Annotated in this window: 27 protein-coding genes; 15 read left to right on the forward strand and 12 right to left on the reverse strand. The window is 63.5% G+C overall.

Annotated elements, in window-relative coordinates; translation table 11 throughout:
* Positions 1-18: 18 nt before the first annotated feature.
* Complete coding sequence (locus DJFAAGMI_RS12975) at positions 19-1470, forward strand: aldehyde dehydrogenase (RefSeq protein ID WP_211457471.1); 1452 nt, start codon at positions 19-21, stop codon at positions 1468-1470.
* Between the two features lie 277 nt (positions 1471-1747).
* Here DJFAAGMI_RS12975 and DJFAAGMI_RS12980 read toward each other — a convergent pair whose 3' ends face one another.
* Positions 1748-2524 carry a DUF2076 domain-containing protein gene (locus DJFAAGMI_RS12980; protein ID WP_211457472.1) on the reverse strand — a complete coding sequence of 259 codons (777 nt, stop codon included), beginning with the start codon at positions 2522-2524 and terminating at the stop codon, positions 1748-1750.
* 235 nt (positions 2525-2759) lie between these two features.
* Between DJFAAGMI_RS12980 and DJFAAGMI_RS12985 the strand changes: the two genes are divergently transcribed.
* The gene (locus tag DJFAAGMI_RS12985; RefSeq protein WP_003076357.1) at positions 2760-3281 is read left to right on the forward strand and encodes an FKBP-type peptidyl-prolyl cis-trans isomerase; all 522 of its coding nucleotides are present in this window, start codon (positions 2760-2762) and stop codon (positions 3279-3281) included.
* A 206-nt stretch (positions 3282-3487) separates the two neighbouring features.
* On the opposite strand, the gene DJFAAGMI_RS12990 is transcribed toward DJFAAGMI_RS12985, so the two are convergent.
* Together DJFAAGMI_RS12990 and DJFAAGMI_RS12995 are read right to left on the reverse strand one after the other, a co-directional pair.
* Positions 3488-4093 (reverse strand): outer membrane lipoprotein, encoded by a 606-nt coding sequence (locus DJFAAGMI_RS12990; protein ID WP_043004358.1) that lies wholly within the window; start codon positions 4091-4093, stop codon positions 3488-3490.
* Between the two features lie 276 nt (positions 4094-4369).
* A complete protein-coding gene (locus DJFAAGMI_RS12995; protein WP_043004308.1) occupies positions 4370-4750 on the reverse strand; it encodes a PepSY domain-containing protein in 381 nt (126 codons plus the stop codon).
* A gap of 281 nt (positions 4751-5031) precedes the next feature.
* Here DJFAAGMI_RS12995 and DJFAAGMI_RS13000 point away from each other — a divergent pair, with 281 nt between their 5' ends.
* The 3 genes from DJFAAGMI_RS13000 to DJFAAGMI_RS13010 are packed head-to-tail and all read left to right on the forward strand — an operon-like array spanning position 5032 to position 7533.
* On the forward strand, positions 5032-5340 hold the full coding sequence (locus tag DJFAAGMI_RS13000; RefSeq protein ID WP_003057703.1) for a PepSY domain-containing protein: 309 nt from the start codon (positions 5032-5034) through the stop codon (positions 5338-5340).
* Positions 5341-5368: 28 nt separating this feature from the next.
* Positions 5369-6040, forward strand: a complete 672-nt coding sequence (locus tag DJFAAGMI_RS13005) for a response regulator transcription factor (RefSeq protein ID WP_211457473.1) — start codon at positions 5369-5371, stop codon at positions 6038-6040.
* A gap of 5 nt (positions 6041-6045) precedes the next feature.
* The gene (locus DJFAAGMI_RS13010) at positions 6046-7533 is read left to right on the forward strand and encodes a sensor histidine kinase (RefSeq protein ID WP_211457474.1); all 1488 of its coding nucleotides are present in this window, start codon (positions 6046-6048) and stop codon (positions 7531-7533) included.
* 6 nt (positions 7534-7539) lie between these two features.
* Here DJFAAGMI_RS13010 and DJFAAGMI_RS13015 read toward each other — a convergent pair whose 3' ends face one another.
* The 4 genes from DJFAAGMI_RS13015 to coaBC form a co-directional block, all read right to left on the reverse strand.
* Positions 7540-8349 (reverse strand): hypothetical protein, encoded by an 810-nt coding sequence (locus DJFAAGMI_RS13015; protein WP_211457475.1) that lies wholly within the window; start codon positions 8347-8349, stop codon positions 7540-7542.
* A gap of 30 nt (positions 8350-8379) precedes the next feature.
* On the reverse strand, positions 8380-8829 hold the full coding sequence (gene dut / locus DJFAAGMI_RS13020) for a dUTP diphosphatase (protein WP_211457476.1): 450 nt from the start codon (positions 8827-8829) through the stop codon (positions 8380-8382).
* A 148-nt stretch (positions 8830-8977) separates the two neighbouring features.
* Positions 8978-9496 (reverse strand): hypothetical protein, encoded by a 519-nt coding sequence (locus DJFAAGMI_RS13025; RefSeq protein WP_211457477.1) that lies wholly within the window; start codon positions 9494-9496, stop codon positions 8978-8980.
* 23 nt (positions 9497-9519) lie between these two features.
* The gene (coaBC, locus tag DJFAAGMI_RS13030; RefSeq protein ID WP_211457478.1) at positions 9520-10746 is read right to left on the reverse strand and encodes a bifunctional phosphopantothenoylcysteine decarboxylase/phosphopantothenate--cysteine ligase CoaBC; all 1227 of its coding nucleotides are present in this window, start codon (positions 10744-10746) and stop codon (positions 9520-9522) included.
* A 113-nt stretch (positions 10747-10859) separates the two neighbouring features.
* Between coaBC and DJFAAGMI_RS13035 the strand changes: the two genes are divergently transcribed.
* The 5 genes from DJFAAGMI_RS13035 (at position 10860) to DJFAAGMI_RS13055 (ending at position 16115) form a co-directional block, all read left to right on the forward strand.
* Entirely contained in the window at positions 10860-12521 is a 1662-nt protein-coding gene (locus DJFAAGMI_RS13035; protein ID WP_034378814.1) for a CTP synthase, read from the forward strand.
* A gap of 149 nt (positions 12522-12670) precedes the next feature.
* Positions 12671-13528 carry a 3-deoxy-8-phosphooctulonate synthase gene (gene kdsA, locus DJFAAGMI_RS13040; RefSeq protein ID WP_003057718.1) on the forward strand — a complete coding sequence of 286 codons (858 nt, stop codon included), beginning with the start codon at positions 12671-12673 and terminating at the stop codon, positions 13526-13528.
* A 435-nt stretch (positions 13529-13963) separates the two neighbouring features.
* A complete protein-coding gene (gene eno / locus DJFAAGMI_RS13045; RefSeq protein ID WP_003057720.1) occupies positions 13964-15250 on the forward strand; it encodes a phosphopyruvate hydratase in 1287 nt (428 codons plus the stop codon).
* Positions 15251-15325: 75 nt separating this feature from the next.
* Positions 15326-15604, forward strand: coding sequence for a septum formation initiator family protein (locus DJFAAGMI_RS13050; RefSeq protein WP_034378810.1), 279 nt, complete (start codon positions 15326-15328; stop codon positions 15602-15604).
* Positions 15573-16115: a hypothetical protein gene (locus DJFAAGMI_RS13055; protein WP_249334293.1), complete on the forward strand. Its 543-nt coding sequence runs from the start codon at positions 15573-15575 to the stop codon at positions 16113-16115. Before DJFAAGMI_RS13050 ends, DJFAAGMI_RS13055 begins: the two co-directional genes overlap by 32 nt.
* 102 nt (positions 16116-16217) lie before the next feature.
* Here the strand turns inward: DJFAAGMI_RS13055 and hslO are convergent, their stop codons facing one another.
* Both hslO and DJFAAGMI_RS13065 read right to left on the reverse strand, forming a co-directional pair.
* Complete coding sequence (gene hslO / locus DJFAAGMI_RS13060) at positions 16218-17225, reverse strand: Hsp33 family molecular chaperone HslO (protein WP_167005475.1); 1008 nt, start codon at positions 17223-17225, stop codon at positions 16218-16220.
* 30 nt (positions 17226-17255) lie between these two features.
* A complete protein-coding gene (locus DJFAAGMI_RS13065) occupies positions 17256-17780 on the reverse strand; it encodes a gamma carbonic anhydrase family protein (protein WP_211457479.1) in 525 nt (174 codons plus the stop codon).
* A gap of 50 nt (positions 17781-17830) precedes the next feature.
* On the opposite strand from DJFAAGMI_RS13065, the gene DJFAAGMI_RS13070 reads away from it, so the two are divergent.
* From DJFAAGMI_RS13070 to DJFAAGMI_RS13080, 3 genes are all read left to right on the forward strand, one after another.
* Positions 17831-18637, forward strand: a complete 807-nt coding sequence (locus DJFAAGMI_RS13070; protein WP_211457480.1) for a ferritin-like domain-containing protein — start codon at positions 17831-17833, stop codon at positions 18635-18637.
* 161 nt (positions 18638-18798) lie between these two features.
* Positions 18799-20058 (forward strand): EAL and HDOD domain-containing protein, encoded by a 1260-nt coding sequence (locus tag DJFAAGMI_RS13075; protein ID WP_043006328.1) that lies wholly within the window; start codon positions 18799-18801, stop codon positions 20056-20058.
* Positions 20059-20095: 37 nt separating this feature from the next.
* On the forward strand, positions 20096-21382 hold the full coding sequence (locus DJFAAGMI_RS13080) for an EAL and HDOD domain-containing protein (RefSeq protein ID WP_211457481.1): 1287 nt from the start codon (positions 20096-20098) through the stop codon (positions 21380-21382).
* Between the two features lie 102 nt (positions 21383-21484).
* Here DJFAAGMI_RS13080 and DJFAAGMI_RS13085 read toward each other — a convergent pair whose 3' ends face one another.
* Positions 21485-22489 (reverse strand): Bug family tripartite tricarboxylate transporter substrate binding protein, encoded by a 1005-nt coding sequence (locus DJFAAGMI_RS13085; RefSeq protein WP_211457482.1) that lies wholly within the window; start codon positions 22487-22489, stop codon positions 21485-21487.
* A gap of 220 nt (positions 22490-22709) precedes the next feature.
* Between DJFAAGMI_RS13085 and DJFAAGMI_RS13090 the strand changes: the two genes are divergently transcribed.
* Positions 22710-23366, forward strand: a complete 657-nt coding sequence (locus tag DJFAAGMI_RS13090) for a molybdopterin-dependent oxidoreductase (RefSeq protein WP_211457483.1) — start codon at positions 22710-22712, stop codon at positions 23364-23366.
* 6 nt (positions 23367-23372) lie between these two features.
* Here DJFAAGMI_RS13090 and xerD read toward each other — a convergent pair whose 3' ends face one another.
* Positions 23373-24329, reverse strand: a complete 957-nt coding sequence (xerD, locus tag DJFAAGMI_RS13095; protein WP_211457484.1) for a site-specific tyrosine recombinase XerD — start codon at positions 24327-24329, stop codon at positions 23373-23375.
* A 42-nt stretch (positions 24330-24371) separates the two neighbouring features.
* Entirely contained in the window at positions 24372-25256 is an 885-nt protein-coding gene (locus tag DJFAAGMI_RS13100; protein ID WP_211457485.1) for a LysR family transcriptional regulator, read from the reverse strand.
* A gap of 111 nt (positions 25257-25367) precedes the next feature.
* Between DJFAAGMI_RS13100 and DJFAAGMI_RS13105 the strand changes: the two genes are divergently transcribed.
* Positions 25368-26408, forward strand: coding sequence for an NAD(P)H-quinone oxidoreductase (locus DJFAAGMI_RS13105; protein ID WP_211457486.1), 1041 nt, complete (start codon positions 25368-25370; stop codon positions 26406-26408).
* The last annotated feature ends 30 nt before the right edge of the window (positions 26409-26438 follow it).

Consider the following 26438-nt stretch of genomic DNA (forward strand, 5'->3'; position numbering starts at 1 on the left):
CTGAAAGGAGACCCAAAAATGATCGAACAAAAAATGCTGATAGCCGGCCAGGAATGCGCAGCCGGCAATGGCGCGACTTTTGAACGCAGGAACCCGCTGGATGGCAGCGTGGCCACACGCGCTCCGGCAGCCACGACCGAGGATGCGATCCGCGCCTGCGATGCAGCGGCAGCAGCCTTCCCCGCTTGGTCGCAACTGGGGCCGAACGCCCGCCGCGCCATGCTGATGAAGGCCTCGCAGGCGCTGGAAGCCAAGGGCGAAGCGATTGCCGCGGCCATGGCTGCCGAGACCGGCGCCTCGGGCATCTGGGCCGGCTTCAACGTGCATCTGGCCGCCAGCATGCTGCTGGAAGCGGCTTCGCTGACCACGCAGATCAATGGCGAGATCATTCCCTCCGACGTGCCCGGCAGCGTGGCCATGGCCGTGCGCCAGCCCGCCGGCGTGGTGCTCGGTATCGCGCCCTGGAATGCCCCCGTGATTCTGGCCGTGCGCAGCATCTCCACGGCCCTGGCCTGCGGCAATACCGTGATTCTCAAGGGCTCGGAACTCTGCCCCGCCACCCACGGCCTGATCATTGAGGCGCTGCAGGACGCAGGCCTGCCTGCCGGCGTGGTGAACTTTGTGACCAATGCGCCCGCCGATGCGGGCAGTGTGGTCGAAGCCATCGTTGCCCATCCCGCCGTGCGCCGCGTGAGCTTTACCGGCTCCACACGTGTGGGCCGCATCATCGGCCAGACCTGCGCCAGACATCTCAAGCCCGCGCTGCTGGAGCTCGGCGGCAAGGCCCCCTTCCTGGTGCTGGACGATGCCGATATCGATGCGGCCGTGAACGCCGCCACCTTTGGCGCGTTTGCCAACTCGGGCCAGATCTGCATGTCCACCGAGCGCTTCGTGGTGGATAACAAGGTGGCCGACGAGTTCATCGCCAAGTTTGCCGCCAAGGCCAGCAGCCTGCCGCTGGGTGACCCGCGCAAGGGCCCCGTGGTGCTGGGCTCGGTGGTCGATCTGGCCACGGTGGAGCGCTGCAATGCCATGATCGATGACGCGCTGGCCAAGGGCGCAAAAATCGTCTGTGGCGGCAAGGCCGAGAACACGCTGATGCCCGCCACGCTGATCGACCATGTGACGCCCGCGATGCGCATCTTCCACGAGGAGACCTTCGGCCCGGTCAAGGGCATCGTGCGCGTGAACGGCGAGGAAGAAGCGATTGCCACGGCCAATGACAACGAGTTCGGTCTGTCCTCCGCAGTCTTCACCCGGGACACGGCCCGCGGCTGGCGTGTGGCTGCGCGCATCGAGGCCGGCATCTGCCATATCAACGGCCCCACGGTGCATGACGAAGCCCAGATGCCGTTTGGCGGCGTCAAGGCATCGGGCTATGGCCATTTCGGCGGCCAGCAGGGCATCAATGCCTTTACCGAAACCCGCTGGGTGACCATGCAGACCGCAGAACGCCACTATCCGTTCTAAAGACCCCCCTGAGCGGCTTTGCCTGGGCGGCCCCGCCGCTTCCCCCTCTCTGCTTCGCGGAGGGGGACGACAGCTTTGCTGCGCGGCGGCGCTTGCTTGCTGTCCCACACTTAGGTCGCGCCCTAGTTAAAGCTGGCGCCCATCGCTACTGAAATAAAAAAAGCCACCTGATTTGAGAACGCCAGGTGGCTTTCTTTTTTCCTTCTCACTATCTAATCCATAGCTGCTAGCGTTTGATGGGAAAGGGCTTGATCCTCAAAAATCTCAAAGCCTGTAATCAGGCAAAGTCATCGTCAAAGAAGCCGCCGCCATCGTCCCAACTGCCGCTGTCAAAGCTGGCTGAATTGTCTATGCTGCCCAGGCCCGCATCGTTGGCCAGGCTCGAGGTATTGCCGCTGTCGCCATGCAGCCCCTGGCTGCTGTCCTGCGCCAGCGACTTGCTTTCGCTGCCGCCGCTCTGGCTGCCCGAGCCGGCGTGATGGCCGCCCATCAGATTCTCCAGTCCGTTGAACAGAAACATGCCGCCCGCCACACCGGCTGCGGCCGCTGCGGCATTGCCCAGGAAGCTGCTGCCGGCAGAGGTTGCTGGCTGGCCGTAGGCCTGCGGCGCTGCAGCACGGGGCGCAGAGCCGCCGCCAAAGAAACGGTCGCGCCAGCTGGAAGGCTGAGGCGCCGCTTGCTGCTGGTTCTGTGGCTGATACTGGGGTTGATAGGGAGGCTGGGCATTGGCAGCGTAGCCACCATCCTCGGCATGGCGCTCGGGAGCGCGGCCGAAGTGCGTGCCCAGGCCACCCGAGAGAAAGCTGCCTGCGCCCTGGCTCTGGCTTTGCTGAGCCTGTTTCACCTGCTGCTCCAGTTCGCCGATCTGCTGCTGGGCCTGCTGAATGGCTTGCTCCAGCATCAAGGTGCGCTGGGCCAGCCAGTAGACCGCATCGGGCGCGGTGCTCAATCCACGGCGCAGCTCGGCATCGGCCTGCGCGTCCTTGGGCTGGCCCTGGGTCAGCGTCAGCCTGGCGCACAGGTCTTGCAGCAGTTGTTGTTCCTGAGGGGTCATGGTGCCTTCCTTTAAGCCCGCAAATTACTTGCAGCAGAGATGGGGTCAGTATGCAGGCCTGCAAGAGCGCCAATGTGAAGGCCGTGCAAGTGCTTTTTGCAGGGTGTAACAAAAGGCCTGTGCTGCAGTTGCGGGCAGCGCATGGGACAATGCCTGCCATTGCGCCACGGCCGTGGCGGCGTTTCAATTTCGGCTGCGGGACTGGCCCGCGGCCCACCAACTGCATACACACACCATGGAAGTTACCCAACAATGCGTGGTCGCTCTGACCTGGACACTGAAAGACACCCTGGGCGAGGAGCTGGACGTGCTGGACGAGCCCGTGGAATTTCTCGTCGGCGGCGATGACCTGTTCAAGCGCATCGAAGAGGCTCTGCAAGGCCACGGCGTAGGCACCACACTGGACCTGCACCTGGAGCCCGAAGAGGCATTCGGCGACTATGACGAGAGCCTGATCTTCCTGGAAAAGCGCGAGCTGTTCCCCGAAGAGATCGAGGAAGGCATGAGCTTCGAGAGCAGCGCCATGCCCAAGGGCACCAACCCCGTGCCGGCCGATCTGCTCTACACGGTCACCGAGATCTATCCCGAGCATGTGGTGCTGGACGGCAACCACCCGCTGGCCGGAATCGCCATCCGCCTGCACCTCAAGATCGAAGCCGTGCGCGAGGCCACCGAGGAAGAAATCGGCCGCGGCACGGCCGGTACGGGCTTTTTCCGTATCGAGCCCATGGCCCCGGGCAATGAAACCCTTCACTGACACCCCCTGAGGCGCTTTGCGCCTTCTCCCTCAGGGGGACGACAGCTTCACTGCGAGGCGGCGGGGCCGCCTGGGCTCTTGCTTGCTGTCACCGAGTTGCGCTGCGCCACCGGTTCAAGCATCACTCGTCGCTTCAGGCAAAGAAATCAGGCAAAGAAATAAAAAAGGGACTCTTCGGAGTCCCTTTGTCATGCGCGCCTGAGTGCTCAGCGGCGGAAGATCTGGTTGCCTTCCACGCGCACGTATTCGCCGATGCTCAGTTGCGGAGGCTGCTGGTAGTCCAGAGCGCGCACGCTGCCGTCCTGCAGCTGCACGGTGACGCGGTAGATATCGCGCACGCTGCCGCCGCCCACACTGTTCTGCACGGCGTTGCCGGCCAATGCGCCGCCCACCACACCGGCAATCGTGGCCAGCGTGCGGCCCGAGCCCTTGCCCACCTGATTGCCCAGCACGCCGCCGATCACGCCGCCGGCAATCGCGCCGCCCGCACCCACACCGCTGCCGTCCTGCACACGCACGGTCTCGATATTCATCACACGGCCCTGCTGGGCGTATTGCTGAGGCTGCTGCGAATAGCAGTTGGGATTGTTGTAGCCGCAGTTATTGGCGGGATAGGTCTGGGCCTGGTTGTTGCCCACGGGATAGGCCTGGGTGCTGCCGGGGTAGCCCGAGCCAGAATAGGCACCTTGGGAGTAGCCGCCCTGGTAGCCGCTGTTCTGATAGCCGCCTTGAGGATAGGCCGCGCAGGCCGACAGAGCCGCAACGATTGCGCTCACCATGGCCAACCGGCCCCAGCGTTGATTGATTTGCATGGAAATCTCCTGATTGGCGCATGCACATTCCATGCGCCGCAGTCCCTGTTATGAGTTGCTCTGCAAACCTTGCACGGTCTGCCTTTCCATTGCAACGCAGCACCGGCTCGCCAGGACGACAGGTTTCACATTTGCTCACAATACTTTGAGTAAAGCGCAGCCGTTTACAACTCTTCAAACCATAGCGCCTTGCCCTTTGCAGCACTCATTTTCGATGCAAATATCATTTGAAACCGCTATTGCAAAGCGCTAAAAGCTGTCAAACAGATAGCAAGATCAGCCTTTGCTGCGTACGCGCAGCACTTCACCGCTGCGCCCATCCACATAGAGCTTCACAAAGCGCCCGTCGCTGGCCGTGGCCTTGACCTTGTAGAGGCCGTCGTCCCACTCCACCTCCTGGAATTCGCGATAGCCGGCCTTCTCCAGCCGGTCGCAGACATCGCGGATGGACAGGGTCGGCCCGAGCGCCATGCCGCGCACGGCGGCCACCGACGCCGAGGCACGATCCGCCAGGGAGTTTTCTGCGGCCAGGCAGGTGCCTGCGGACAGCAGCGCAGCGCCCCCCAGCAAGGCGATGCCGCTGCGGCGCTGCATGGACCGGTATAGCGACAAGACGCGAGCGGACATGGCAAAGACGGGGGCTTGAAGACGAGACATGAAAACTCCTGCAGTAATTTGGTGAACGATGGGGACAAAAAGACGACCCGCCGGGCCAGAGCTGCGCTGTTGCGGGTTGTGGCCGATTGTTCGCATTCCCTCCTGAACCGTTTCTGAAGCCGCCATTCAGCTTTCGTTCATCGATGCAGGCCTATAACCTTGGCTGCAGAACGCAACCAGACCTCATCACCACCCACTCCAGCCCGCTCGCCATGTCTTTTTCCAATGCCTCCAATGACCCGCAATCTGCGCACCGCCCACGTCGTCGCGCCCTTCATGCCATGCTGGCCATGCTGCTGGCAACGGCAGGCTTTGCCGCGCTGAGCCTTTGGCCCGCCACCTCGGATGCCGGTGACAACGACCACGAGCTTGCCCGTCAGGCCCTGCGCCAGGGTCAGGTGCTGCCGCTGCGCACCGTTCTGGATCAGGTCGAGCAGCAATACCAGGGCCAGGTCATCAAGGTGGAGTTCGACCGTGAGGACGGCCGCTTTGTCTACGAGATCCGGCTGCTGCAAAGCGATGGCAAGGTGGTCAAGCTGGAGATCGATGCCAGCAACGGCAGCCTCATCAGCATGAAGCGCAAGAAGTGAACCCCGGCACTCAGGAAGGCTGCAGAGCATGCGAATTTTGCTGATTGAAGACGAACCCACGCTGCGCGAGCAGCTGCATCAGGCCCTGCTGCAGGCCGGCCACACCGTGGAGACGGCCGCCGATGGCGAGACGGCGCAATACCTGGGCGAGGTGGAGAGCTTCGACGCTGCGGTGCTGGACCTGGGCCTGCCGGTGCGCGACGGGCTGAGCGTGCTGCGCGCCTGGCGCGCTCAGGGCCGCTCCATGCCGGTGCTGATCCTCACCGCCAGATCCGCCTGGCATGAAAAAGTCGCAGGCATGGATGCCGGAGCCGATGACTATCTGGCCAAACCCTTCCACATGGAAGAGCTGCTGGCGCGTCTGCGGGCGTTGCTGCGGCGCCTGAGCCCGCATGCCAGCGCGCTGTGGCAATGCGGGTCCATCACCCTGGATTCGCGCCAGGCCCGTGTCACCGTCGAAGGTCAGGCACTGACGCTGACCAGCCATGAATTCAAGGTGCTGGCCCTGCTGATGCAGCGCATGGGCGCCGTGGTCTCGCGCACCGAGCTGTCCGAGCATATCTACCCGCAGGACAGCGACCGCGACTCCAACACCATCGAGGTCTTTGTCGGGCGCCTGAGAAAAAAGCTGCCCGCTGGCTCGATCGAAACCGTGCGCGGCCTGGGCTATCGCCTGGTCGCGCCATCCAACCAAGAATAAAGCCTATGTCCGAGCACACCCTGAACTCCCCCATGACCCAACAGCCGCCACCGCTGAGCGCGGGCTCCTGGAAGAACTCGCTGCGCCTGCGACTGCTGGCGGGTGCCCTGATCTGGGTGCTGGCGGCACTGCTGCTCACGGGCTGGGGTCTGCGCACGCTGTTTGCCGAGCATCTGACCCAGCAACTGCGCAGCCAGCTGGTGGCCAAGCTCGACCGGCTCAGCGGCGCCGTCAACTACCAACCCGACCAGGCCGTCCCGGTCACGGTCTCGCCCTTCTCCGGCGACCCCTTGCTGCAGCAGCCACTGTCGGGCATGTACTGGCAGGTGGACCTGCTCGATGCGACCGGCAAACAGACGGTTCAGGCCGGCATCCAGCGTTCGCGCTCGCTCTGGGACCAGACCCTGGACTGGCCCTTCTTCCAGGCCGACAAGGTCTGGGAGCCCACCCTGCCCCTGCATGCACCGGCAAGCTATGGCCATATGTCGGACGGCAATGGCAACACCCTGGTGATCGTGACGCGTACCGTACAGCTGCCCGAGGCCGATGCCCCGCCGCTGCGCCTGATGATTGCCGCCGACTCGGCCATGCTGGCCACGCCGCTGCAGCGCTTCACCAAGATGCTGGTGGCCGCGCTGTGCATGCTGGCAGCGGGACTGATCGCCGCCGTGGTCGTGCAGCTGCAGCTGGCGCTGGCTCCGCTGGCCGCTTTGCGCCGTCAGCTGGCCGCCGTGAGCCAGGGGGAAGCCCCGGAAATCAGGGGCGAGCACCCTGCCGAGATCATGCCCCTGGTTCAGGAGTTCAACCATGTGCTGCGCATGAATGCCGAGATGGTGGAGCGAGCGCGCACCCAGGCGGGCAATCTGGCCCATGCGGTCAACACCCCGCTGAGCATCATGGGCAACGCGGCGGCGCAGCAGGACAGCCCGCTGGCGACCCTGGTGCGTGAGCAGGTCGCCAGTGCCAGCCGCCAGGTCGAATATCACCTGGCCCGTGCCCGCGCCGCCGCCGCTGCGGCGCAGCAGGGCCATGGCCTGCGCACCGCGCTGGCCGGCCCGCTGCACTCCCTGGTGCACACCATGGACAAGCTGCATGCGGCGCGCGGCATACGCTTCGAGCTGCAGGGGAATGCCACCCAATGGGACTTCAAGGGCGACTCTCAGGACCTGATGGAGATGCTGGGCAATCTGCTGGACAACGCCGGCAAATGGGCGCGCTGGCAGGTGGTGTTGAAGATTGAGCCGGCCAGCGAGGACAGCCAGCAACTGACACTGTGCATAGACGACGACGGCCCGGGCATTGCTCCCGAGTTGCGCGAGCGCATCTTTGCCCGCGGAGAACGGCTTGACGAACAGCGCCCCGGCGCCGGTCTGGGCCTGGACATCGTGCGCGATCTGGTTCAGACCTATGGCGGCAGCATCCAGGCGCTGCCATCGCCGCTGGGCGGGCTGCGCATGAAGCTGCAACTGCCTGGCGCCAGGCACCAGGACTGAGGCCGATCAAAGACTGCGCAGCACCTGTGCCAGGGTATCGGCCTGTGGAAACAGCCAGTCGGCGAGCAGCCCCAGCGCCACGGCCGCGACCAGGGCGCCCAGCACGGGCTTCCAGCTGATGCGCAGCGCGGCCAGCAGCCAGCCTTCGCGCTCCACCACATAGAGGGTTCGGGTCATCAGCAGCGCAAACGCCACCTCTACCGCCACGCTCAGGAACAGATCAGCACCGAACACCAGCCACACCAGCGAGCCCATGCCCGTGACCGCCACCAGCAGGGCGGCAAAAACCAGCAGCACCGGCACGAGCACCACGGCGCCTTCATCGAGCGCGTCCAGCCCCGGCACATCGACATCGGGCAGCTCCAGGCCCGGGGACGCAGGCGCGATCTCAGGCACGGCCGCGCCATCGCCCCAGTGGCCGCCGGCACCGCCGCCGCCGTAGGAGCCTCCCTGCCCGCTTTCAAAGCCCGCAGCGTCGGCACTGCCTGATTTACCGCCGGAGCCGGAAACATCGGCTCCTGCATCACCTGCATCCCAGTCGCGGCGCAGCATGCAGCCCGCCCACAGGCGCACCAGCAGCAGATAAAGCAGATAGCCACAGGCCAGCGCCAGCCCATAGCGCAGCCCCATGCTGTGCACACCGGCATGCAGCAGGCACAGACTGATCAGGGACATGGCAGCCAGACTCAGGCCGCCGGTCAGAGCGGCATGCAGACGCAGCCAGTGGCGTTTTTGCAGGCGCCGCCGCATATGCAGGTCGCGGCCCAGCTGCACCTTGGTCCAGGAGGCAGTACGACGGCGGGTCTGGCGGCTCATGTCACGCGAGGTGCGGGCCTTTTGGCAGGCTTACTGCTTGCCGGTGGAGCCGTAGCCGCCTTCGCCGCGCTCGCTGGCGTCGGCAAAGTCATCCACCAGGTTGAACTGTGCCTGCACCACGGGCACGATGACCAGCTGGGCCAGACGGTCCATGGGCTGCAGCGTGAAGGCGGTCTGCGAACGGTTCCAGGCGCTGACCATGAGCTGGCCCTGGTAGTCGGAGTCGATCAGACCAACCAGATTGCCCAGCACGATTCCGTGCTTGTGACCCATGCCCGAGCGCGGCAGGATCAGCGCCGCGTAATGGGGATCCTTGAGATGCATGGCCATGCCGGTGGGGATCAGCTGCCCCTGGCCGGGCTCCAGCGTCACCGGCGCATCGATGCAGGCACGCAGGTCCAAGCCGGCGCTGCCGGGAGTCGCGTAGGCGGGCAGGTTGTCGCGCAGGCGCGCATCGAGAATCTTTACATCAACATTCATAAGGATCTGGCTAGTCTTGTCTGTCTTGAAACAAGGCCCGTGAGCCGGGCCTTGCATCCATTGCGGCAGCTGCCATGCAGCCGCCAGCGGTTTTCCTGGAGGGCGCCATTGTGCCCTCTGCCGGGCAGGCGCCAGCGCCTGGCGCCTGTCAGCGGCCTTGCAGGCGCCTGAGCACGCCGCCCACCGCCGACATCAGGCCCATGAGGGCGAGCAGCACGCCAAAGCCCTGAATGAACTGGGAGAGGATCACCCCGCCCACGATCAACGCCAGCGAGCCCGGAGACACCCAGGGCTTGCGGCCGGTCTGGGCCTTCTGTCCCTCGATCTGGCGCTCCATGGCCTTGAAGCGCTGCTGCGCCTCCTGCTTGGTCACGGCCGTATTGGGCCGCCGTGCACCTGCGGTGCGCTGGACCGGTTGACCGGCCGCCGTGGTTCGCGCTCCCGGCACCTGCTGCGCCTGCTCCGCCATGTCGCGCGCCTTCTGCAAGGTGCTGCGCAGCTGGGACATGGGCGAGGCGGCCTGGGAGCCGGGCGTGACGACCGCGGTCTGAATCGCTCCGTCGATGCTGCGCAGCGTGCGGCGGTACTCGGGACTGGCTCGCATCAGCTGATCCACATAAGCCACATAGTCGCCATTGCGCGGGCCTTCATAGCTGGAGAGATTCATGTTCGGACTCCTGGGGTCACGGGTCAGGGACGCTTGGCGCTCAGGCGCTGCGCAATTTCATCGACCAGCTGGCGTGCCAGCACGTCCTTGCTGGCATGGGGCAGCTCCTTGGAGCCCTGATCGTCGATCAGCAGCAGGGCATTGTCGTCCTTGCCAAAGGTGGCGGGGCCGATATTGCCCACCAGCAGCGGCACGCTCTTGCGCAGGCGCTTGGCGCTGGCGTGCCTGAGCAGATCATGGCTTTCGGCCGCAAAGCCCACGCAGTACAGCCTGCCCGAGCGGGCCTGGTCGGACTGGGCCACGCCGGCAAGAATGTCGGGATTCTCGACAAAGTCCATGGCCGGCACATCGCCCGAGCCATCCTTCTTGATCTTCTGGTCGGAAAACTCGGCCGGGCGCCAGTCGGCAACGGCGGCCGTGGCAATGAAGATCGAGGCCCCTGCCACCAGGGACTGCACGGCGGTCTGCATCTGGCGCGCCGACTGCACGTCGATGCGCGTCACTCCGCGCGGCGTGGGCAGATGCACCGGGCCGGCCACCAGCGTGACCTGGGCACCGGCCTCGCGTGCTGCTCGGGCAATCGCAAAGCCCATCTTGCCGCTCGAAAGATTGGTGATGCCGCGCACCGGATCGATCGCCTCGAAGGTCGGGCCTGCCGTCACCAGCAGATGCTGGCCCTGCAGGCTCTTGGCCGTGAAGTGCGCCGCCAGCTCTTCCATGATTTCCTCAGGCTCCAGCATGCGGCCGTCGCCGGTCTCGCCGCAGGCCTGGCTGCCGTTGCCCACGCCCAGCACCTGGGCACCGTCGGCTTGCACCTGAGCCAGATTGCGCTGGGTCGCGGGGTGAGCCCACATCTCGCGGTTCATGGCCGGGGCCAGCAACAGGGGCACGCTCTCCATGGGGCGGGCCAGGCACATCAGGCTGAGCAGCTCGTCCGAGCGGCCCTGCACCAGGCGCGCAATGAAGTCCGCGCTGCAGGGCGCGATGAGAATGGCATCGGCTTCCCGGCTCAGATTGATGTGGGGCATGTTGTTGGGCTCGCGCACATCCCACTGGGAGGTGTAGACTGCGCGCCCAGAAAGCGCCTGCATGGTGACGGCCGTCATGAACTGCTCGGCCGCCTCCGTCATGACCACTTGTACCGTGGCACCGGCCTGGACCAGCAAGCGGCACAGCATGGCCGATTTGTAACAAGCCACGCCTCCGGAGAGACCCAGCACCAGATGTTTGCCTGCGAACACGTCATTCATGCTGCGCAATTTATCAGACCTGAGCGGCTTTGCCGCCGCACAAGCATCCCTGTACGCCACGCCGAAATTCGTGGCGAACCTATAATCCTGTTTTACCACCACCAAAAAAAGACATGACCAAGTTCGTCTTCGTCACCGGCGGTGTGGTGTCTTCCCTCGGTAAGGGAATCGCCTCAGCCTCCCTTGCAGCGATCCTCGAGTCGCGCGGTCTCAAAGTCACCCTCATCAAGCTCGATCCCTACATCAACGTGGACCCGGGCACCATGTCGCCCTTCCAGCACGGCGAAGTGTTTGTGACCGATGACGGAGCCGAGACCGATCTGGACCTGGGCCACTATGAGCGTTTCATCGAAACGCGCATGCGTCAGAGCAACAACTTCACCACGGGCCGCATCTATCAGTCCGTGCTGGAAAAAGAACGCCGTGGCGACTATCTGGGCAAGACCGTGCAGGTCATCCCCCATGTCACCAACGAGATTCAGGAATACATCAAGCGCGGCGCGGGCCTGGGCACCGACCACGAAGTGGATGTGGCCATCTGCGAAGTCGGCGGCACCGTGGGCGACATCGAGTCCCTGCCCTTCCTGGAAGCTGCGCGCCAGCTGGCCCTGAAGCTCGGTCCCAACAACTCCGCCTTTGTGCACCTGACCTACCTGCCGTTCATCGAGACGGCCGGCGAGCTCAAGACCAAGCCCACCCAGCACACCGTGCAGAAGCTGCGCGAAATCGGCATCCAGCCCGATGCGCTGCTGTGCCGCGCCAAGCACCAGGTGCCCGAAGAGGAAAAGAGCAAGATCTCCCTCTTCACCAATGTGCCCGAGTGGGGCGTGATCTCCATGTGGGACGTGGACACCATCTACAAGGTGCCGCGCATGCTGCACGAGCAGGGTCTGGACGGCCTGATCTGCGACAAGCTGCGCCTGAACACGCCTCCCACCAATCTCAAGCGCTGGGACGATCTGGTCTATGAGACCGAGCATCCCCAGGGCGAAGTCAAGATTGCCATGGTGGGCAAGTACGTGGAGCTGTCCGACGCCTACAAGTCGGTCAACGAAGCGCTCAAGCACGCCGGCATGCGCAACCATGTGCGCGTGAAGATCACGCATGTGGACTCGGAGACCATCCACGACGCGGATGCCACCAAGCTACTCAAGGATTACGACGGCATTCTGGTGCCCGGCGGCTTCGGCTCGCGCGGCGTGGAAGGCAAGATCTCGACGGCCAAGTTCGCCCGCGAAAACAAGGTGCCCTACCTGGGCATCTGCCTGGGCATGCAGGTCGCCACCATCGAGTACGCCCGCCATGTGGCCGGCCTCGCTGGCGCCAACTCCACCGAGTTCGACTCTGCCACCCCCAACCCCGTGATCGCACTGATCACCGAGTGGAAGGACGCGGACGGCACGATCAAGACCCGTGACGAGAACTCCGACCTGGGCGGCACCATGCGTCTGGGCGCACAGTCTTCCGACGTGCAAAAGGGCACGCTGGCGCACAGCATCTACGGCGACGTGGTGACCGAGCGTCACCGCCACCGCTATGAAGCCAACACCCAGTATCTGGACCAGCTGCGCGACGCCGGTCTGGTGATCTCGGCCCTGACCCAGCGCGAACAGCTGACCGAAATCGTCGAGCTGCCCGCCAAGGTTCACCCCTGGTACATCGGCGTGCAGTTCCACCCCGAGTTCAAGTCCACTCCCTGGGATGGTCACCCGCTGTTCAACGCCTTCATCAAGGCGGCCATGGACAACAAGGCCCAGTCGGGCAAGAAGGCCTGATTCCCTTCCTCCGGAATCAATCCTGAAATAGGAGCTGCCAGCGCTTGAAAATCAATGAATTCAGCATCAAATGATGTTGAAGTCATTCAACATAGAGCGCTGGCAGCTTCAGTTTTTGAAGCATGCACGGCGTGCAAAAAGGAACCCCCATGAAACTCTGCGGCTTTGATATTGGTCTGGACAAGCGCTTCTTTCTGATCGCCGGCCCTTGCGTGGTCGAATCCGAACAGCTGCAGATGGATGTGGCCGGGCAACTCAAGGAAATCACGTCCTCGCTGGGCATCCACTTCATCTTCAAGAGCAGCTTCGACAAGGCCAACCGTTCCTCGGGTACCAGCTTTCGCGGCCCCGGCATGGAAAAAGGCCTGGAAATCCTCGCCAAGGTGAAGAAGGAATTGAACGTGCCCATCCTCACCGATGTGCACACCGAAGCCGAAGTGCCTTATGTGGCGTCTGTGGTCGACATGCTGCAGACCCCCGCCTTCCTGTGCCGCCAGACGGACTTCATCCGCGCCGTGGCCCAGTCGGGCAAGCCCGTGAACATCAAGAAGGGTCAGTTCCTGGCCCCGCATGACATGAAGAATGTCATCGACAAGGCCCGTGCTGCAGCGGTGGAAGCGGGCCTGCCCGCAGACAGCTTCACGGCCTGCGAACGCGGCGCCAGCTTTGGCTACAACAATCTGGTCAGCGACATGCGCTCGCTGGCCATCATGCGCGAGACAGGCGCCCCTGTCGTGTTCGACGCCACCCACAGCGTGCAGCTGCCCGGCGGCAACGGCACATCCAGCGGCGGCATGCGCGAGATGGTGCCCGTGCTCTCGCGTGCGGCCGTGGCCGTGGGCGTGGCAGGCCTGTTCATGGAAACCCATCCCGATCCCTGCAATGCCCTGTCGGACGGCCCCAATGCCGTGCCGCTCAAGCACATGAAGGCCCTGCTCGAAACCCTGGTGGCGCTGGACGATGTGACCAAGCGCAACGGCTTCCTGGAAGACCACTTCCAGGCCTGAGCATGCATACACAAGGCATCAGCACCGGCATGAAGGCCTCGCTGCAGGCACTCAGACCCCTACGCCCGGGCCGCCCCAAGGCGGCCCCCGGAGTCTGAACAGATGATGCACCCCGGCATGACCGACACGATGAAGCGTGGCGTCATGCCTTTTTTGTATCCGCTTTTGTGTCCGAATGCTTGCACAGAAACGTCTTGCGCAAGAAATTCGACGGCTGCAACACGTCAAGGCAAAAGCGGCCCACCAAATTTGTGCACAATAGCCGCCGCAGCCTCTTCCATACTCGTCGCGTGCATGGCGCGCGCGCAGCATGTGGAGAAGAGTCGGCTTCACAATTTTGATAGCAGCTTGCGCTTCATGCACAAGCGCTTGGGCGTGATTTCATGAAAGAAGTCAGCCTGCACGTACCGATTTCAGAAACCCAAAGGAAATGCAATGAGTGCCATTGTTGACATCGTAGGCCGCGAAGTGCTGGACAGCCGCGGCAACCCCACCGTTGAGTGCGACGTGCTGCTGGAATCCGGCGTGATGGGCCGTGCCGCCGTGCCCTCGGGCGCATCCACCGGCTCGCGCGAAGCCATTGAACTGCGTGATGGCGACAAGAGCCGTTACCTGGGCAAGGGTGTCCTGAAGGCTGTTGAGCACATCAACACCGAAATCTCCGAAGCCGTGCTGGGCCTGGACGCTTCCGAGCAGGCTTTCCTGGACAAGACCCTGATCGACCTGGATGGCACCGACAACAAGAGCCGCCTGGGCGCCAACGCCATGCTGGCAGTCTCCATGGCCGTGGCCCGCGCCGCAGCCGAAGAAGCCGGCCTGCCCCTGTACCGCTACTTCGGCGGCATGGGCGGTGTGCAGTTGCCCGTGCCCATGATGAACGTGATCAACGGCGGCGCCCACGCGAACAATTCGCTGGACCTGCAAGAGTTCATGATCATCCCCGTGGGTGCCCCCACCTTCCGTGAAGCCGTGCGCTGGGGCGCCGAAGTCTTCCACGCGCTGAAGGCCATCATCCACCACAATGGCATGTCCACCGCCGTGGGCGACGAAGGCGGTTTCGCACCTTCCGTGGAAAACCACGAAGCCGCGATCCAGCTGATCATCGAAGCCATCGAAAAGGCCGGCTACAAGCCCGGCGAGCAGATCGCCCTGGGCCTGGACTGCGCTGCATCCGAGTTCTACAAGGACGGCATGTACGTGCTGGCCGGCGAAGGCAATATGACACTGACTTCGACCCAGTGGACCGACATGCTGGCCGGCTGGTGCGACAAGTACCCCATCATCTCCATCGAAGACGGCATGCACGAAGGCGACTGGGATGGCTGGAAGATCCTGACCGAGCGCCTGGGCGCCAAGGTTCAGCTGGTGGGTGACGACCTGTTCGTGACCAACACCAAGATCCTCAAGGAAGGCATCGAAAAGCGCATCGCCAACTCGATCCTGATCAAGATCAACCAGATCGGCACCCTGACCGAGACCTTCGCCGCCATCGAAATGGCCAAGCGCGCCGGCTACACCGCCGTGATCTCGCACCGTTCGGGCGAAACCGAAGACAGCACCATTGCCGACATCGCCGTGGGCCTGAATGCTGGTCAAATCAAGACTGGCTCCATGAGCCGCTCCGACCGTATCGCCAAGTACAACCAGCTGCTGCGCATCGAGGAAGACCTGGGCGATGTCGCCGAGTACCCCGGCCGCGCTGCCTTCTACAACCTGCGCTAAAGTGCGCAGCTGAAGTAAGTGCCCGGCAACCGCTTTGCGGCCAGGGCACTTACCCTTGATTCCACAGGTTTTAGTATGGTCAACCGCGTCGTCTGTGTCACTTTGCTGGTCTTGCTGACCGCCATTCATGCCCAGCTCTGGCTGGGCAATGGCAGCATGGCCTATGTGCACGAGCTGCAGCAGCAGATCAACGATCAGTACGCGGCCAACGCCCTCGAAAAATCGGAAAACGACAGATTGCAGTCCGAGGTCAACGACCTCAAGGACGGCCTGTCCACCGTGGAAGAAAAGGCCCGCTACGAGCTGGGCATGGTCAAACCCAATGAAATCTATATTCAGGTTTCCAGGCGCTGATCCGGCGCCCGCTCCTTCCCGAAGCCAGCCCCGCGCTGGCTTTGCTGTTCCTGCACCCACGGTGGTGCTGCTGGGCGCTCCCCATGCCCTGGCGCGCAGCATGGCGCATGGCTTGCTGCAGGCCCGTCTGGATGCGGGCCTGGTCGGCCCCTGGCAATGCACGGCCCCTGCGGCCGGTGATGAATGGCCGGCCGATGCCCTGGTCTATGTGCTGGGACAGGATTGGCGCGATACCGACCCGGAGCCGGCCATCGCGCAGCAGATCAGCCGGTGGCGTGAACTGCTGCACGCACGTGCACAGAGCTATGTGATGCTCTACGGCAGGCCGTCTGCCCAATGGCAGCAACTGTCCGCATCTCTCAAGTTCACGGCCCCGACCGCAGACTGGGACTGGATCTCAAGCCAGAACCCCTGGAACTCCAGCCAGAAAATACGCCGCAAGGCCTGTGAGCAATGCGGCGATCCCGAGTGCGAACTGGCGCTGTTCGAAGCCCTGAAGAACGCCTCCTGAGGCGCATCCCGGCGCCGAGACTGGCGGGTCTTGCGCCATGCCCGCATGCTGCCCCCCCCGGTTCCAAGGCCTGCTGCGACAGCAGGCACCAGGCAGCGGGCCTTACTGCACTGCGCTGGAGCTGGGAGGCTGTTTTTGCACGTCGGTGAACAGGCGCGCCGCATCGATGGCATCGAACTGGTATTGCTGGCCGCAGAAGTCGCAACCCACTTCGATCTTGCCGCGCTCGGCCACGATGGAATCCACCTCTTCCTCGCCCAGCGAGGTCAGCATGGCAGCCACCCGGTCACGACTGCAGGTGCAGGCGAAGCGCGGAGCCTGCTCGTCGGCCTGAGGAGCGAAGCGCAGCAGCTTCTCCTCCCAGAACAGGCGCCGCAAAATGGTTTCCACGTCCAGCGTCAACAGCTCCTGCTGCGTCAGGCTGGAGGCCAGCGTGGCAATGCGGTTGTATTCCTCGTTCAGGCCCTGGGCATCGTGCTCGGCATCACCGCTTTCGGTAGCTGCGGCCAGATTCGCCTCGCCCTTCACAGGCATGCGCTGCAGCATCAGGCCGGCAGCGATCTGGTCATTGGCGGCCAGCACCATCACGGTGTCGAGCTGCTCGGACTGCATCATGTAGAACTGCAGCGCATCCGACAGGCGCTCGAAACGGCCACCGGCAGCATCGTTGAGCGGCACCACGCCCTGATAAGGGTTCTGACCGGGCTGACGGTCCTTGGGGTCCAGCGTGACGGCACAGCGGCCCGCGCCATGGGCATTGACCAGCTCTGCCAGCGGAGCCAACTGGCCGCGCAGGGGCAGATTGGCCTCACCCACCAGCGATGCCGTGGCGCGCATGCTCAGATCCGACTGCACTTCGGCCACGGCCAGCTTGACCGGACCGTCACCCATGACCTGAAACACCAGCGCGCCATTGAACTTGATGTTGGACTGCATGAGCACACCGGCTGCCGTCATCTCGCCAAGCAAGGTGCTGACGGCCTCGGGGTAGGCACCGGTGTCCTTGTTGCCGGCACGGCGCCGCAAGATCTCCTGCCAGGAGTCAGTCAGGCGGACGATGGCACCACGCACGGGCAGGCCGTCAAAAATGAATTTATGCAGTTCAGACACGCTAATCGATTCCGGTAAAAAGCCGGGCCCTCAGCCCAGCTTGCGCAAGCCGCGCTTGAAGCGGCGAGCATTTTCAACATAGTTTCTGGCGCTCTGGCCCAGACCTTCGATCTGCTCGGGCGAGAGCTCGCGCACGACCTTGGCAGGACTGCCGAGGATCATGGAGCCGTCGGGGAACTCCTTGCCCTCGGTCACCAGCGAGCCAGCGCCCACCAGGCAGTTCCTGCCGATCCTGGCGCCGTTGAGCACCACTGCACCGATACCGATGAGCGAGCCATCGCCAATCGTGCAGCCATGCAGCATTACTTGGTGGCCAACCGTCACATTGCAACCCACCGTCAGCGGTTTGCCGAAATCGGCATGCAGCACGCTGGCATCCTGGATGTTGGAGCCCGCACCGATGCTGATGTTTTCGGTATCCCCACGAATGACGGTTCCGAACCAGACGCTGGCGTCCCGGTCCAGCTTGACGCGGCCCATGACCTCGGCGCTGTCGGCCACCCAGGCGGTCTCGTCGACCTGCGGCGCAACGCCGTCGAGTTCGTAAATTGCCATGTGCTTGTCTCCCAGTGGGTTGCTTCTTTATAGAACCTAGAATTGTAGGGATGGAGTTACGTCATCGCGCGCTAGAGGTCTTGTGTCTTGCAGACCCAGAGCAGAAAGCGGCTGCAGCCATTGAGCTGCATGCGCAAAAAGCTCTCTATTCAATAGCAGAAACAGCCCCGGTACCGGTTGTTGCCGAATCCGAGCTGCCCGGCCGTCCGGCCCGACCCGAGCTCAGGCACCACACGGCCGTGGCGCGCCGCTCGCCGGCCACCCTCGAAGGCCGGGCCGTGCTCATTCACGCCATAGCGCACATCGAGTTCAATGCCATCAACCTCGCACTGGATGCCGTCTGGCGCTTCGACGGCATGCCCGAGCAGTACTACCACGACTGGCTGCAGGTGGCCGCTGAGGAAGCAAAGCATTTCCGCCTGCTGCGCGACCACCTGCGCCAGCACCACGGACAGGACTATGGCGACCACCCGGCCCACCAGGGCATGTGGACCATGTGCGAGAAAACCGCGGGCGACATTGTGGCCCGCATGGCCCTGGTTCCCAGAACCCTGGAAGCGCGCGGCCTGGACGCCACGCCGCAGATCCAGAACAAGCTGCGCAACACCCATGCGCCCGATGCGCTGGCGGCCTGCGACATCCTGGACATCATCCTGCGCGAGGAAGTCGGCCATGTCGCCATAGGCAACCACTGGTATCGCTGGCTGTGCGAGAAAAACGGCCTCGACCCCGAGTCCTGGTATCTGGAGCTGACGGCCCGCTATGAAGCGCCGCGCCTGCGACCGCCCTTCAACGAGAAGGCGCGCCGCGCCGCAGGCTTCACCGCGACCGAAATCGCCTGGCTGCAACAGATCTAGGCTGTTTTCTTGACTCGAATCAAAAATCGACAGTGAGTTCAGGGCCACTTGCCGAAGTTGTTTGCGCAAACTGCCTGAACGGATGAAGCTGACACTATGATCGGCTCATTCTTACAATAACCGGCACCGCCAACCATTTCTCACACAGATGTCATGCAGCAATGAGTGAACAAACCATAGAGGACCAGGCATTCGCCTCGCCGCGCAACCTGTCCAAAGGCATGATTGCACGTCAGCCCATCGTCAACGGGCTGCAGCAAATCATTGGCTACGAGCTGTTCAACCGCTCGCGCTCGCCCTATGGTCACACCATGGCCTCAGACGCGACGCTGATCTTTGCGGCCCTCACGCATGCGGGCGAGGAAGATCTGGTCGGCACCAAGCTCATGTTCGTGAACTGCACTCACGAAGGTCTGACCGGCGAGCACCTGGAGCTGCTGCCGGCCGACAAGGTGGTGCTGGAGATCCCTCCTCTGGGCCATGCCGCCGTGCATGAGGTCGCGGCCCGCCTGCCCACGCTGCTGGCACTCAAGGACCAGGGCTTTCATCTGGCCTTCAACCACACGGTGCTGGAGTCGGTGTATGCGGCCTGGCTGCCGCTGGCCGACTACATCAAGCTCGATCTTTCCACGCTGGCGCCGGACCAGCTCACGGTGCTGGTCAAGTTTGCCAACCGCCACACCCGCGCCGAACTGATTGCCGAAAAAGTCGAAAGCGCCCACCAGCATGAGCTGGGCCAGCGCCTGGGCATCGAGCTTTTCCAGGGTTTCTGGTTTGCCCGCCCAACGGTGATGCAGACCCGCCTGTTGACCCCCACGCAGCAAAGCATCATCCAGTTGCTGACACTGGTGCGCGAGCAGGCCAGCACCGATGCGATCGAGGAAGTTCTCAAGAAGGACGCAGCCCTGGCCTTCAACCTGCTGCGCCTCATCAACTCGGCCAGCTTTGGGGCCCATCGCCAGATCACCTCATTCAAGCAGGCCGTGATGATGCTCGGCCTGAACAAGCTGTTCCGCTGGGCCGCCATGCTGCTGACAGCCGCCCGCGATGGCGGCCCGCCACCGGCCGTGGGCCAGACCGCCGTGATTCGCGGCCGCCTGATGGAGCTGCTGGCCAAGCACTCGCTGACCGAAACCGACGCCGATCTGGCCTTCATCTGCGGCATGTTCTCCATGCTGGACCGCATGCTGGGCATGCCCTTGCCTGCGGCACTGGCACTGATTCCGGTATCCGAATCGGTATCTGCCGCCCTGCTGCATCACGAAGGCATTCTGGGCGAGCTGCTGATGCTCACCAAGGCTTGCGAGAGTCATGACCAGGAGCAGTTCGACCGCAGCGCCTGCAGCCTGGAGCTGGAGCACCGGGACATCAATCACGCACATCTGCAGGCGCTGAGCTGGACGGAGTGTCTGTCCGAGTGACAGCGCTCCCCCACCCCACACCCAAGCGATAACCGACATGGATACCTCTGACACAAACGCCTCTTCACCGGCTGCCAGCCCTGTTACAGACAGGGACGAGGCCAATATGGCCAGCATTGCGCGCCAGGCCATCGTCGATGAAAAACGGGATGTCTATGGCTACGAGCTGTTTGACCGTTCGGTGGCACATAACGCGCACACCGCGGCATCCGATGCGGCACTGCTGTTCAACGCCCTGTCCTATGCCGGCGCCGAAGCCCTGGTGGGCAAGAAGACGGTTTTCATCAACTGCACCCATGACAGTCTGAGCGGCGGCCACCTGGAGCTGATTCACCCCGACCGCGTGGTACTGGAGGTGCCGGCCCTGCCCGCCGAGGCCACGCAGGAAAACATCGAAGCCTGCCTGCCCACGTTCGCGGCCCTGCGCCAGCGCGGCTTTCGCCTGGCCTTTGACCAGAACCTGCTGCGCCGCAACTATGCGTCCTGGCTGCCCATGGCCTCCTTCGTCAAGCTGGACATGCAGAGCTTCGCGATCGAGCATGCCGAAAAGCTGGTGAAGTTTGCCCAGACCTATACGCGTGCCCAGATCGTGGCCGAGAAGGTCGAGACGTCCGAGCAGTTCGAGCATATGCTGGGCCTGGGCGTGAAGCTGTTCCAGGGCTACTGGTTCGCCCAGCCCCAGCTCGTGCAGGCGCGCACCATCCGCCCCACGCAGACCACCATCATCCAGCTCATCAACCTGGTGCGCCAGCAGGCCAGCACGGAAGAAATCGAAGAGCTTCTCAAGAAGGACCCCACGCTGTCCTTCAACCTGCTGCGCTTCATCAACAGCTCGGGCTTCGGCCTGTCCTGCGAGATCACCTCCTTCCGCCACGCGGTGATGATTCTGGGACTCAAGAAGCTGTTCCGCTGGGCAGCCCTGCTGCTGACCACCTCACGCGCCGGCGGCACACCGCCAGCCGTGGGCCAGACCGCCGTGGTGCGCGGCCGGCTCATGGAACTGCTGACCGCCGAGCTGCTGCCACCCGAGGAATGCGACCACGCGTTCGTCGTGGGCGTTTTCTCGCTGCTCGATGTGATGCTGAGCCAGCCCATGGCCAAGGCCCTTGAATCCGTGGCCCTGCCCCAGTCCGTGGTCGATGCACTGGTACACAACCAGGGTGTTTTTGCGCCCTTCCTGGATCTGACGCGCGCCTGCGAGTCGGGCGACGAAGCGGCTTTTGCCCGCGCGGCCAATGCACTGCAGCTGTCCAACCATCAGGTCAACTGGGCCCATCTGCAGGCACTGAGCTGGGCCGACAACCTGGCCAGCGAAGTGATCTGAGCCAGTCCGCCTGGCGACACTTCAGTGCGCTTGATGCGCACAATGACAAAGGGCTTGCGGCCGATGTGACCGCAAGCCCTTTGTCATTGCAGAGTGTCCCGATCAGTTGGTCTGGATGCCTGCAGCCTTGATGATCTGGGCGTTGGACCTGGACTCGGCCTCGATCTGCTTGGCAAAGTCCGCAGCCTTGCCGCCGGTAGGCACATTGTCCGTGGCCTCCAGACGCTGACGAATCTCGGGCAGCGCCAGCGCCTTGTTCACCTCGGCATTCAGTCGAGCCAGCACGGCAGCGGGCACACCCGCAGGAGCGAAGATGCCGAAGACCGATGTGGTGTTGGCGTTCTTGTAGCCCAGCTCGGCCAGCGTGGGCACCTGGGGCAGCGAGTCCAGACGCGCCGGAGCGCCCACGGCCAGGGCCTTGAACTTGCCGGCCTTGATATGCTGCATCACGGCCGGGCCGGCATTCGTGGACAACACCTCGAACTGTGCGCTCAGCCCGTCATTGAGCTGCTGGCCGCCGCCCTTGTAAGGCACATGGGTGATCTGCACCTTGCCCTGATCGGCAATCTGCTCGAGCATGATGTGACCCAGCGACGCCAGACCGGCCGTGGCCCAGCGCACATCGCCGGGATGGGCCTTGGCCTGGGTCATCAGCTCGGGAAAGCTCTTGGCAGTCAGGCGGGTCGTGCCCAGTAGCAGCACGGGCGAGTACATCACGCTGACCACCGGAACGATATCCTTGTGCGGATCGAACAGCGGCTTGCCCAGATGGGGACTCAGCGTCAGCGGGCTGATGGACGAAAAGCCCAGCGTATAGCCATCGGGGTTGGACTTGGCGACCTGATCCAGGCCAATCGCGCCACCCGCACCGGCCTTGTTGTCGATCACCACCGACTGGCCCAGCGACTGCGACAGCTTTTCACCCAGAGCACGGGCCACCACATCGCTCACCCCCCCGGCAGGGTAGGACACCACCAGACGAATGGGACGGCTGGGCCAGCCAGCCGCGTCGGCTTTGTCGGCCGCCTGGACATTCAGGGACAAGGTGGCAGGCAGCACGGCTGCCAGGGCACAGGTCAGCATGCTGCGACGCAGAAAGTTAGTCATCACTCGAATCCAAAAATCAAGACCTGCATTTTTGACCAAAGTGAATTCCCAGGTTGATTTGAACGACGATTCGTCAATTCATTGGACAGAAAACATCAAAATAAAACTTCAAACATTCAAATAGACCAACACTGCAGCTGGCCAGCGTCTTGTCGCTTGCCGCAATGACGGCCGCAAGCCTTGCCGCTAGACTGCAGCCATCACCACAGAGAAAGCACCCATGGCAGAACAAAACCCTCTATCACGTCGCTCCCTGCTGCTGCAAGGCGGTGCTGCGGGCGCTGCACTGGGCGCCATGGCCCTGCCCGCATCGGCAACGACCACGCGCAAGGCCTCGCGCCCCTGCGTGCTCGATGGTTTGCAACCCGCAGTGCTTACCATCAGCGGCCCCGGCGTGCAAGCCAATCGTGGCAAGCCTCAGCCCGTGGCGGACCGCATGCTGATCATGCATGGCTATCTGTTCGATGCAGCCTGGTCCTGCGGCATGGATGCGCTCAACAGCCTGGAGCAGCAGACGCTCAGGACCACGCTTGAATACGACGAAGCCGAGCACAGCCTGCAAGGCCCGCTGCTGGAGCAGGTGCTGCAGGCCGCCGGCGTGGACGTGGGCCAGGCCATGGCTCAAGGCCGGCAGCTGACCTTGCAGGGCATAGACGGCTATCGCAGCCAGATACCGCTGGCCCAGGCCGTGCGCTGGCACATGCTGATCGCCACCCAGCTGGACGGCGTGCCGTTGGCCATGGGCGGCGTGGGCCCGCTCTGGGCCATTTTTGCTGCCCATCAGATTCCGGAGCTCGGCCAGTTGCCCGTCAAGCAACGCTTTCCTGCCGCCGTCTGGGGGCTCTACCACCTGCAGCTGGCCAGCCCGGCTGTCTAGGCCTGATCAGCCTCGCGGGTGATGCTCGGCGTGCAGGGCCTTGAGCCGCTCGCGCGCCACATGGGTGTAGATGGTGGTGGTGGAGATATCGGCATGTCCCAGCAGCATCTGCACCACGCGCAGATCGGCGCCATGGTTGAGCAAATGCGTGGCAAATGCATGGCGCAGCGTATGCGGTGAGAGGGGCGAGTTGATCCCCGCGATCTGCGCACATTTCTTGACGATGACCCAGAACATCACGCGGCTCATGCCCGCGCCGCGCTGGGTCACAAACACCTCCTCGGTCTGCTGCCCTCCCAGAATCGCCGCTCGCGCCTGCAGCAGGTAGCGCTCCAGCCAGTGCTGCGCCTCCTGACCGAACGGCACCAGCCGCTCCTTGCGCCCCTTGCCCGTCACGCGCAACACGCCTGAGCGCAAGTCCAGCTCATGCATGCGCACACCCACCAGCTCGCTGACGCGCAGACCGCTGGCATACATCAGCTCCAGCATGGCGCGATCGCGCAGACCCAGCGCAGTCTCCACATCAGGTGCATCAAGCAGGGCCTCGACCTGCTCCTGGGTCAGGGTCTTGGGCGTGCGCGGCGGTTGCTTGGCAGCCAGCATGCGCACCGTGGGGTCGGCAGCGATGCGCTTTTCGCGCAGCGCCCAATGAAAGTAGCGGCGCAGGACCGTCAGCCGCCGGTTCGAGGAAGTGGCCTTGGTGCCCTCCACTCGGGCCGTGAAGTAGCTCTGCAAATCCGCTTCCAGCGCTGCATCCAGCGCCTTGGGTGGCTGCAACTGCGCCAGCCAGCGCGCAGCCGCCGTCAGATCACGCCGGTAGGCGGACAAGGTATTGCGCGAAAGCCCGTCCTCCAACAGCAGGGCATCGATGAACTCATCAAGCGCATCCTGACTCTGCGGCAAGGGCTGCGGCCAGTCCTCGGGAATCTGGGACTCGCGTGCTTTTTTAGGGGCTTCTGACATGGGGCTAGCGTACACGCTGGCGAGGGGTGCGCTGAGCCTGCTTCAGCTGATGCCTGCTGATGGGCCATCGAAAGCCTCGGCCAGGAACTGCGCAACCGCTCTCACCCTGGCCGTGCGCTGGAGATCGGGATGCATGACCTGCCAGACTTCGTAGTCGTTCGGGCGTCGGCGTTGCGGCCAGATACGCACCAGCCCTTCTCGCTCCCCCATCCACAACGGCATTTCCCCAATCCCGATGCCTGCAGCAACCGCCTTGCGCACGAGGAGACTGGAGCGGACCGACATGGCAATCTTGGCCTGACGCGCCGGCACCCCAGCCATGCTCAGAAACGGACTCTGCTCCAGATAAGGCCCGTATGCGACCAGATGGTGACCGCGCAACTCGTCTTCAGGGGCGGGCTCGCCAAAGCGAGCCAGATAGCTCGTGCTTGCGAACAGCCCCACAGGCCACGAAGCCACACGGCGAACCACCAGCTCCGGGGTATCAGGCCTGACGTTGCGAAAAGCAATATCCGCCTGCCGGCGACCGAGGCTGAGCAACTGGGTCGAGACTTCCAGATCCACGCGGATATTCGGCCAGTGCTGCTGCAAACGCTCGACAGCGGGCAGCAACAGGTCAATCGCGATGGAATCGGTGCTTGTCACGCGCACCAGCCCGCCGGGATTTTCATCCTGACCCTCGATCTTGGTGCGCAAGTCCAGAGCTGCACTCTCCATACGCTTTGCCGCAGCCAGTGCCACCTCGCCAGCGGCAGTGAGAAGGTATCCATCCTTGGCGCGCAGAAACAGCTTGGCTCCGAGCTCGGACTCCAGCGCATTCAGGCGTCGCCCTACCGTTGCCTGATCAATGCCCAGGCTGCGCGCTGCGGCGCGCAATGAGTGCGTGCGGCTCAGGGCGAGAAAGATGCGGGTATCGTCCCAGTTCATGGCTCATCAGTTGATGCAGATTTGCATCAATGTAGAGCGAAATCGCTGCATTGCAAACAACGCTTTGCGTCGTAATCTTCAGCGCTCAGAGATATTTCGAGAACGACGCATATGCCCACCTTTTTGACAGACTCCATCCCCGCCGCAAAGCCCGCCACCATGCAGGCCATTGTTTTTGACGACTTTGGCGGGCCCGAGGTGCTGGTGACCCGCGAGCTGCCGGCTCCTGAGCTTCGTCCCCATGACTTGCTGGTACGCAACGCCTCCATCGGCGTCAATCGTGCCGACCTCTATCACCGCAAGGGCGCCTACGGCCGAGCTTCCTTTGGTGACGCAGACACCATGGGCCTGGAGATCGCCGGAACCGTGATTGAGGCCGGTCCCTTGGTGCAGGGCTTCTCCGTGGGTGACCGGGTCATGGGGATCGTGGGCGGCGGCGCTTATGCCGAGATTTCGCGCATAGACCACCGCATGGCGATACATGTCCCCGGGAATTTAGACCTGGTGGATGCCGGTGCGATACCCGAGGTGTTCGTGACCGCGCACGAGGCCCTGTTTCATCTGGCTGGCTTGTGCGCCGGTGAGTCGGTGCTGATCCATGCGGCGGCGGGTGGTGTCGGATCGGCTGCCGTTCAGCTTGCACATGCTGCGGGCGCCCGGGTTTTTGCGACGGCCAGCGGCGACAAGCGCGAAGCGGTCCTGGGTTTTGGAGCCGATGTCTTCATCGACTATCGCAGCGAGGACTTCCAGACCGTGGTCGCCCAGGCCACCGATGGCAAAGGCGTGGACGTCGTGATCGATTTCGTCGGTGCCCCCTACCTGGAGCCCAATGTGCGATCGCTGGCCGTCGGCGGGCGCATGGTGATGGTGGGGCTGCTGGGCGGCTCCCAGGGCGCTGCATTGCCCATGGACCTGGTGCTGTACCGCCATCTGCGGATCTTCGGAACCGTGATGAAGTCACGCTCGCCCGAAGTCAAGCAGGCGATGGTCCAGCGCTTTGCCCAGCGATGGCTTGGCGGATTGGAGAGCGGGGCGCTACGGCCCGTGATCGATAGCTCCTTCGCTTTGGCAGACGCTGCCCAGGCGCACAGGCATATGGAGTCCGGGGTCAGCATCGGCAAGATTCTGCTGCTGCCCGGGAACGGCAAATAATATAAAAAACAAAGCCCGAATGGCCTCGAC

This window comes from Comamonas brasiliensis, assembly GCF_018292285.1.
In the GTDB taxonomy this organism is placed as follows: Bacteria; Pseudomonadota; Gammaproteobacteria; order Burkholderiales; family Burkholderiaceae_C; genus Comamonas; species Comamonas brasiliensis.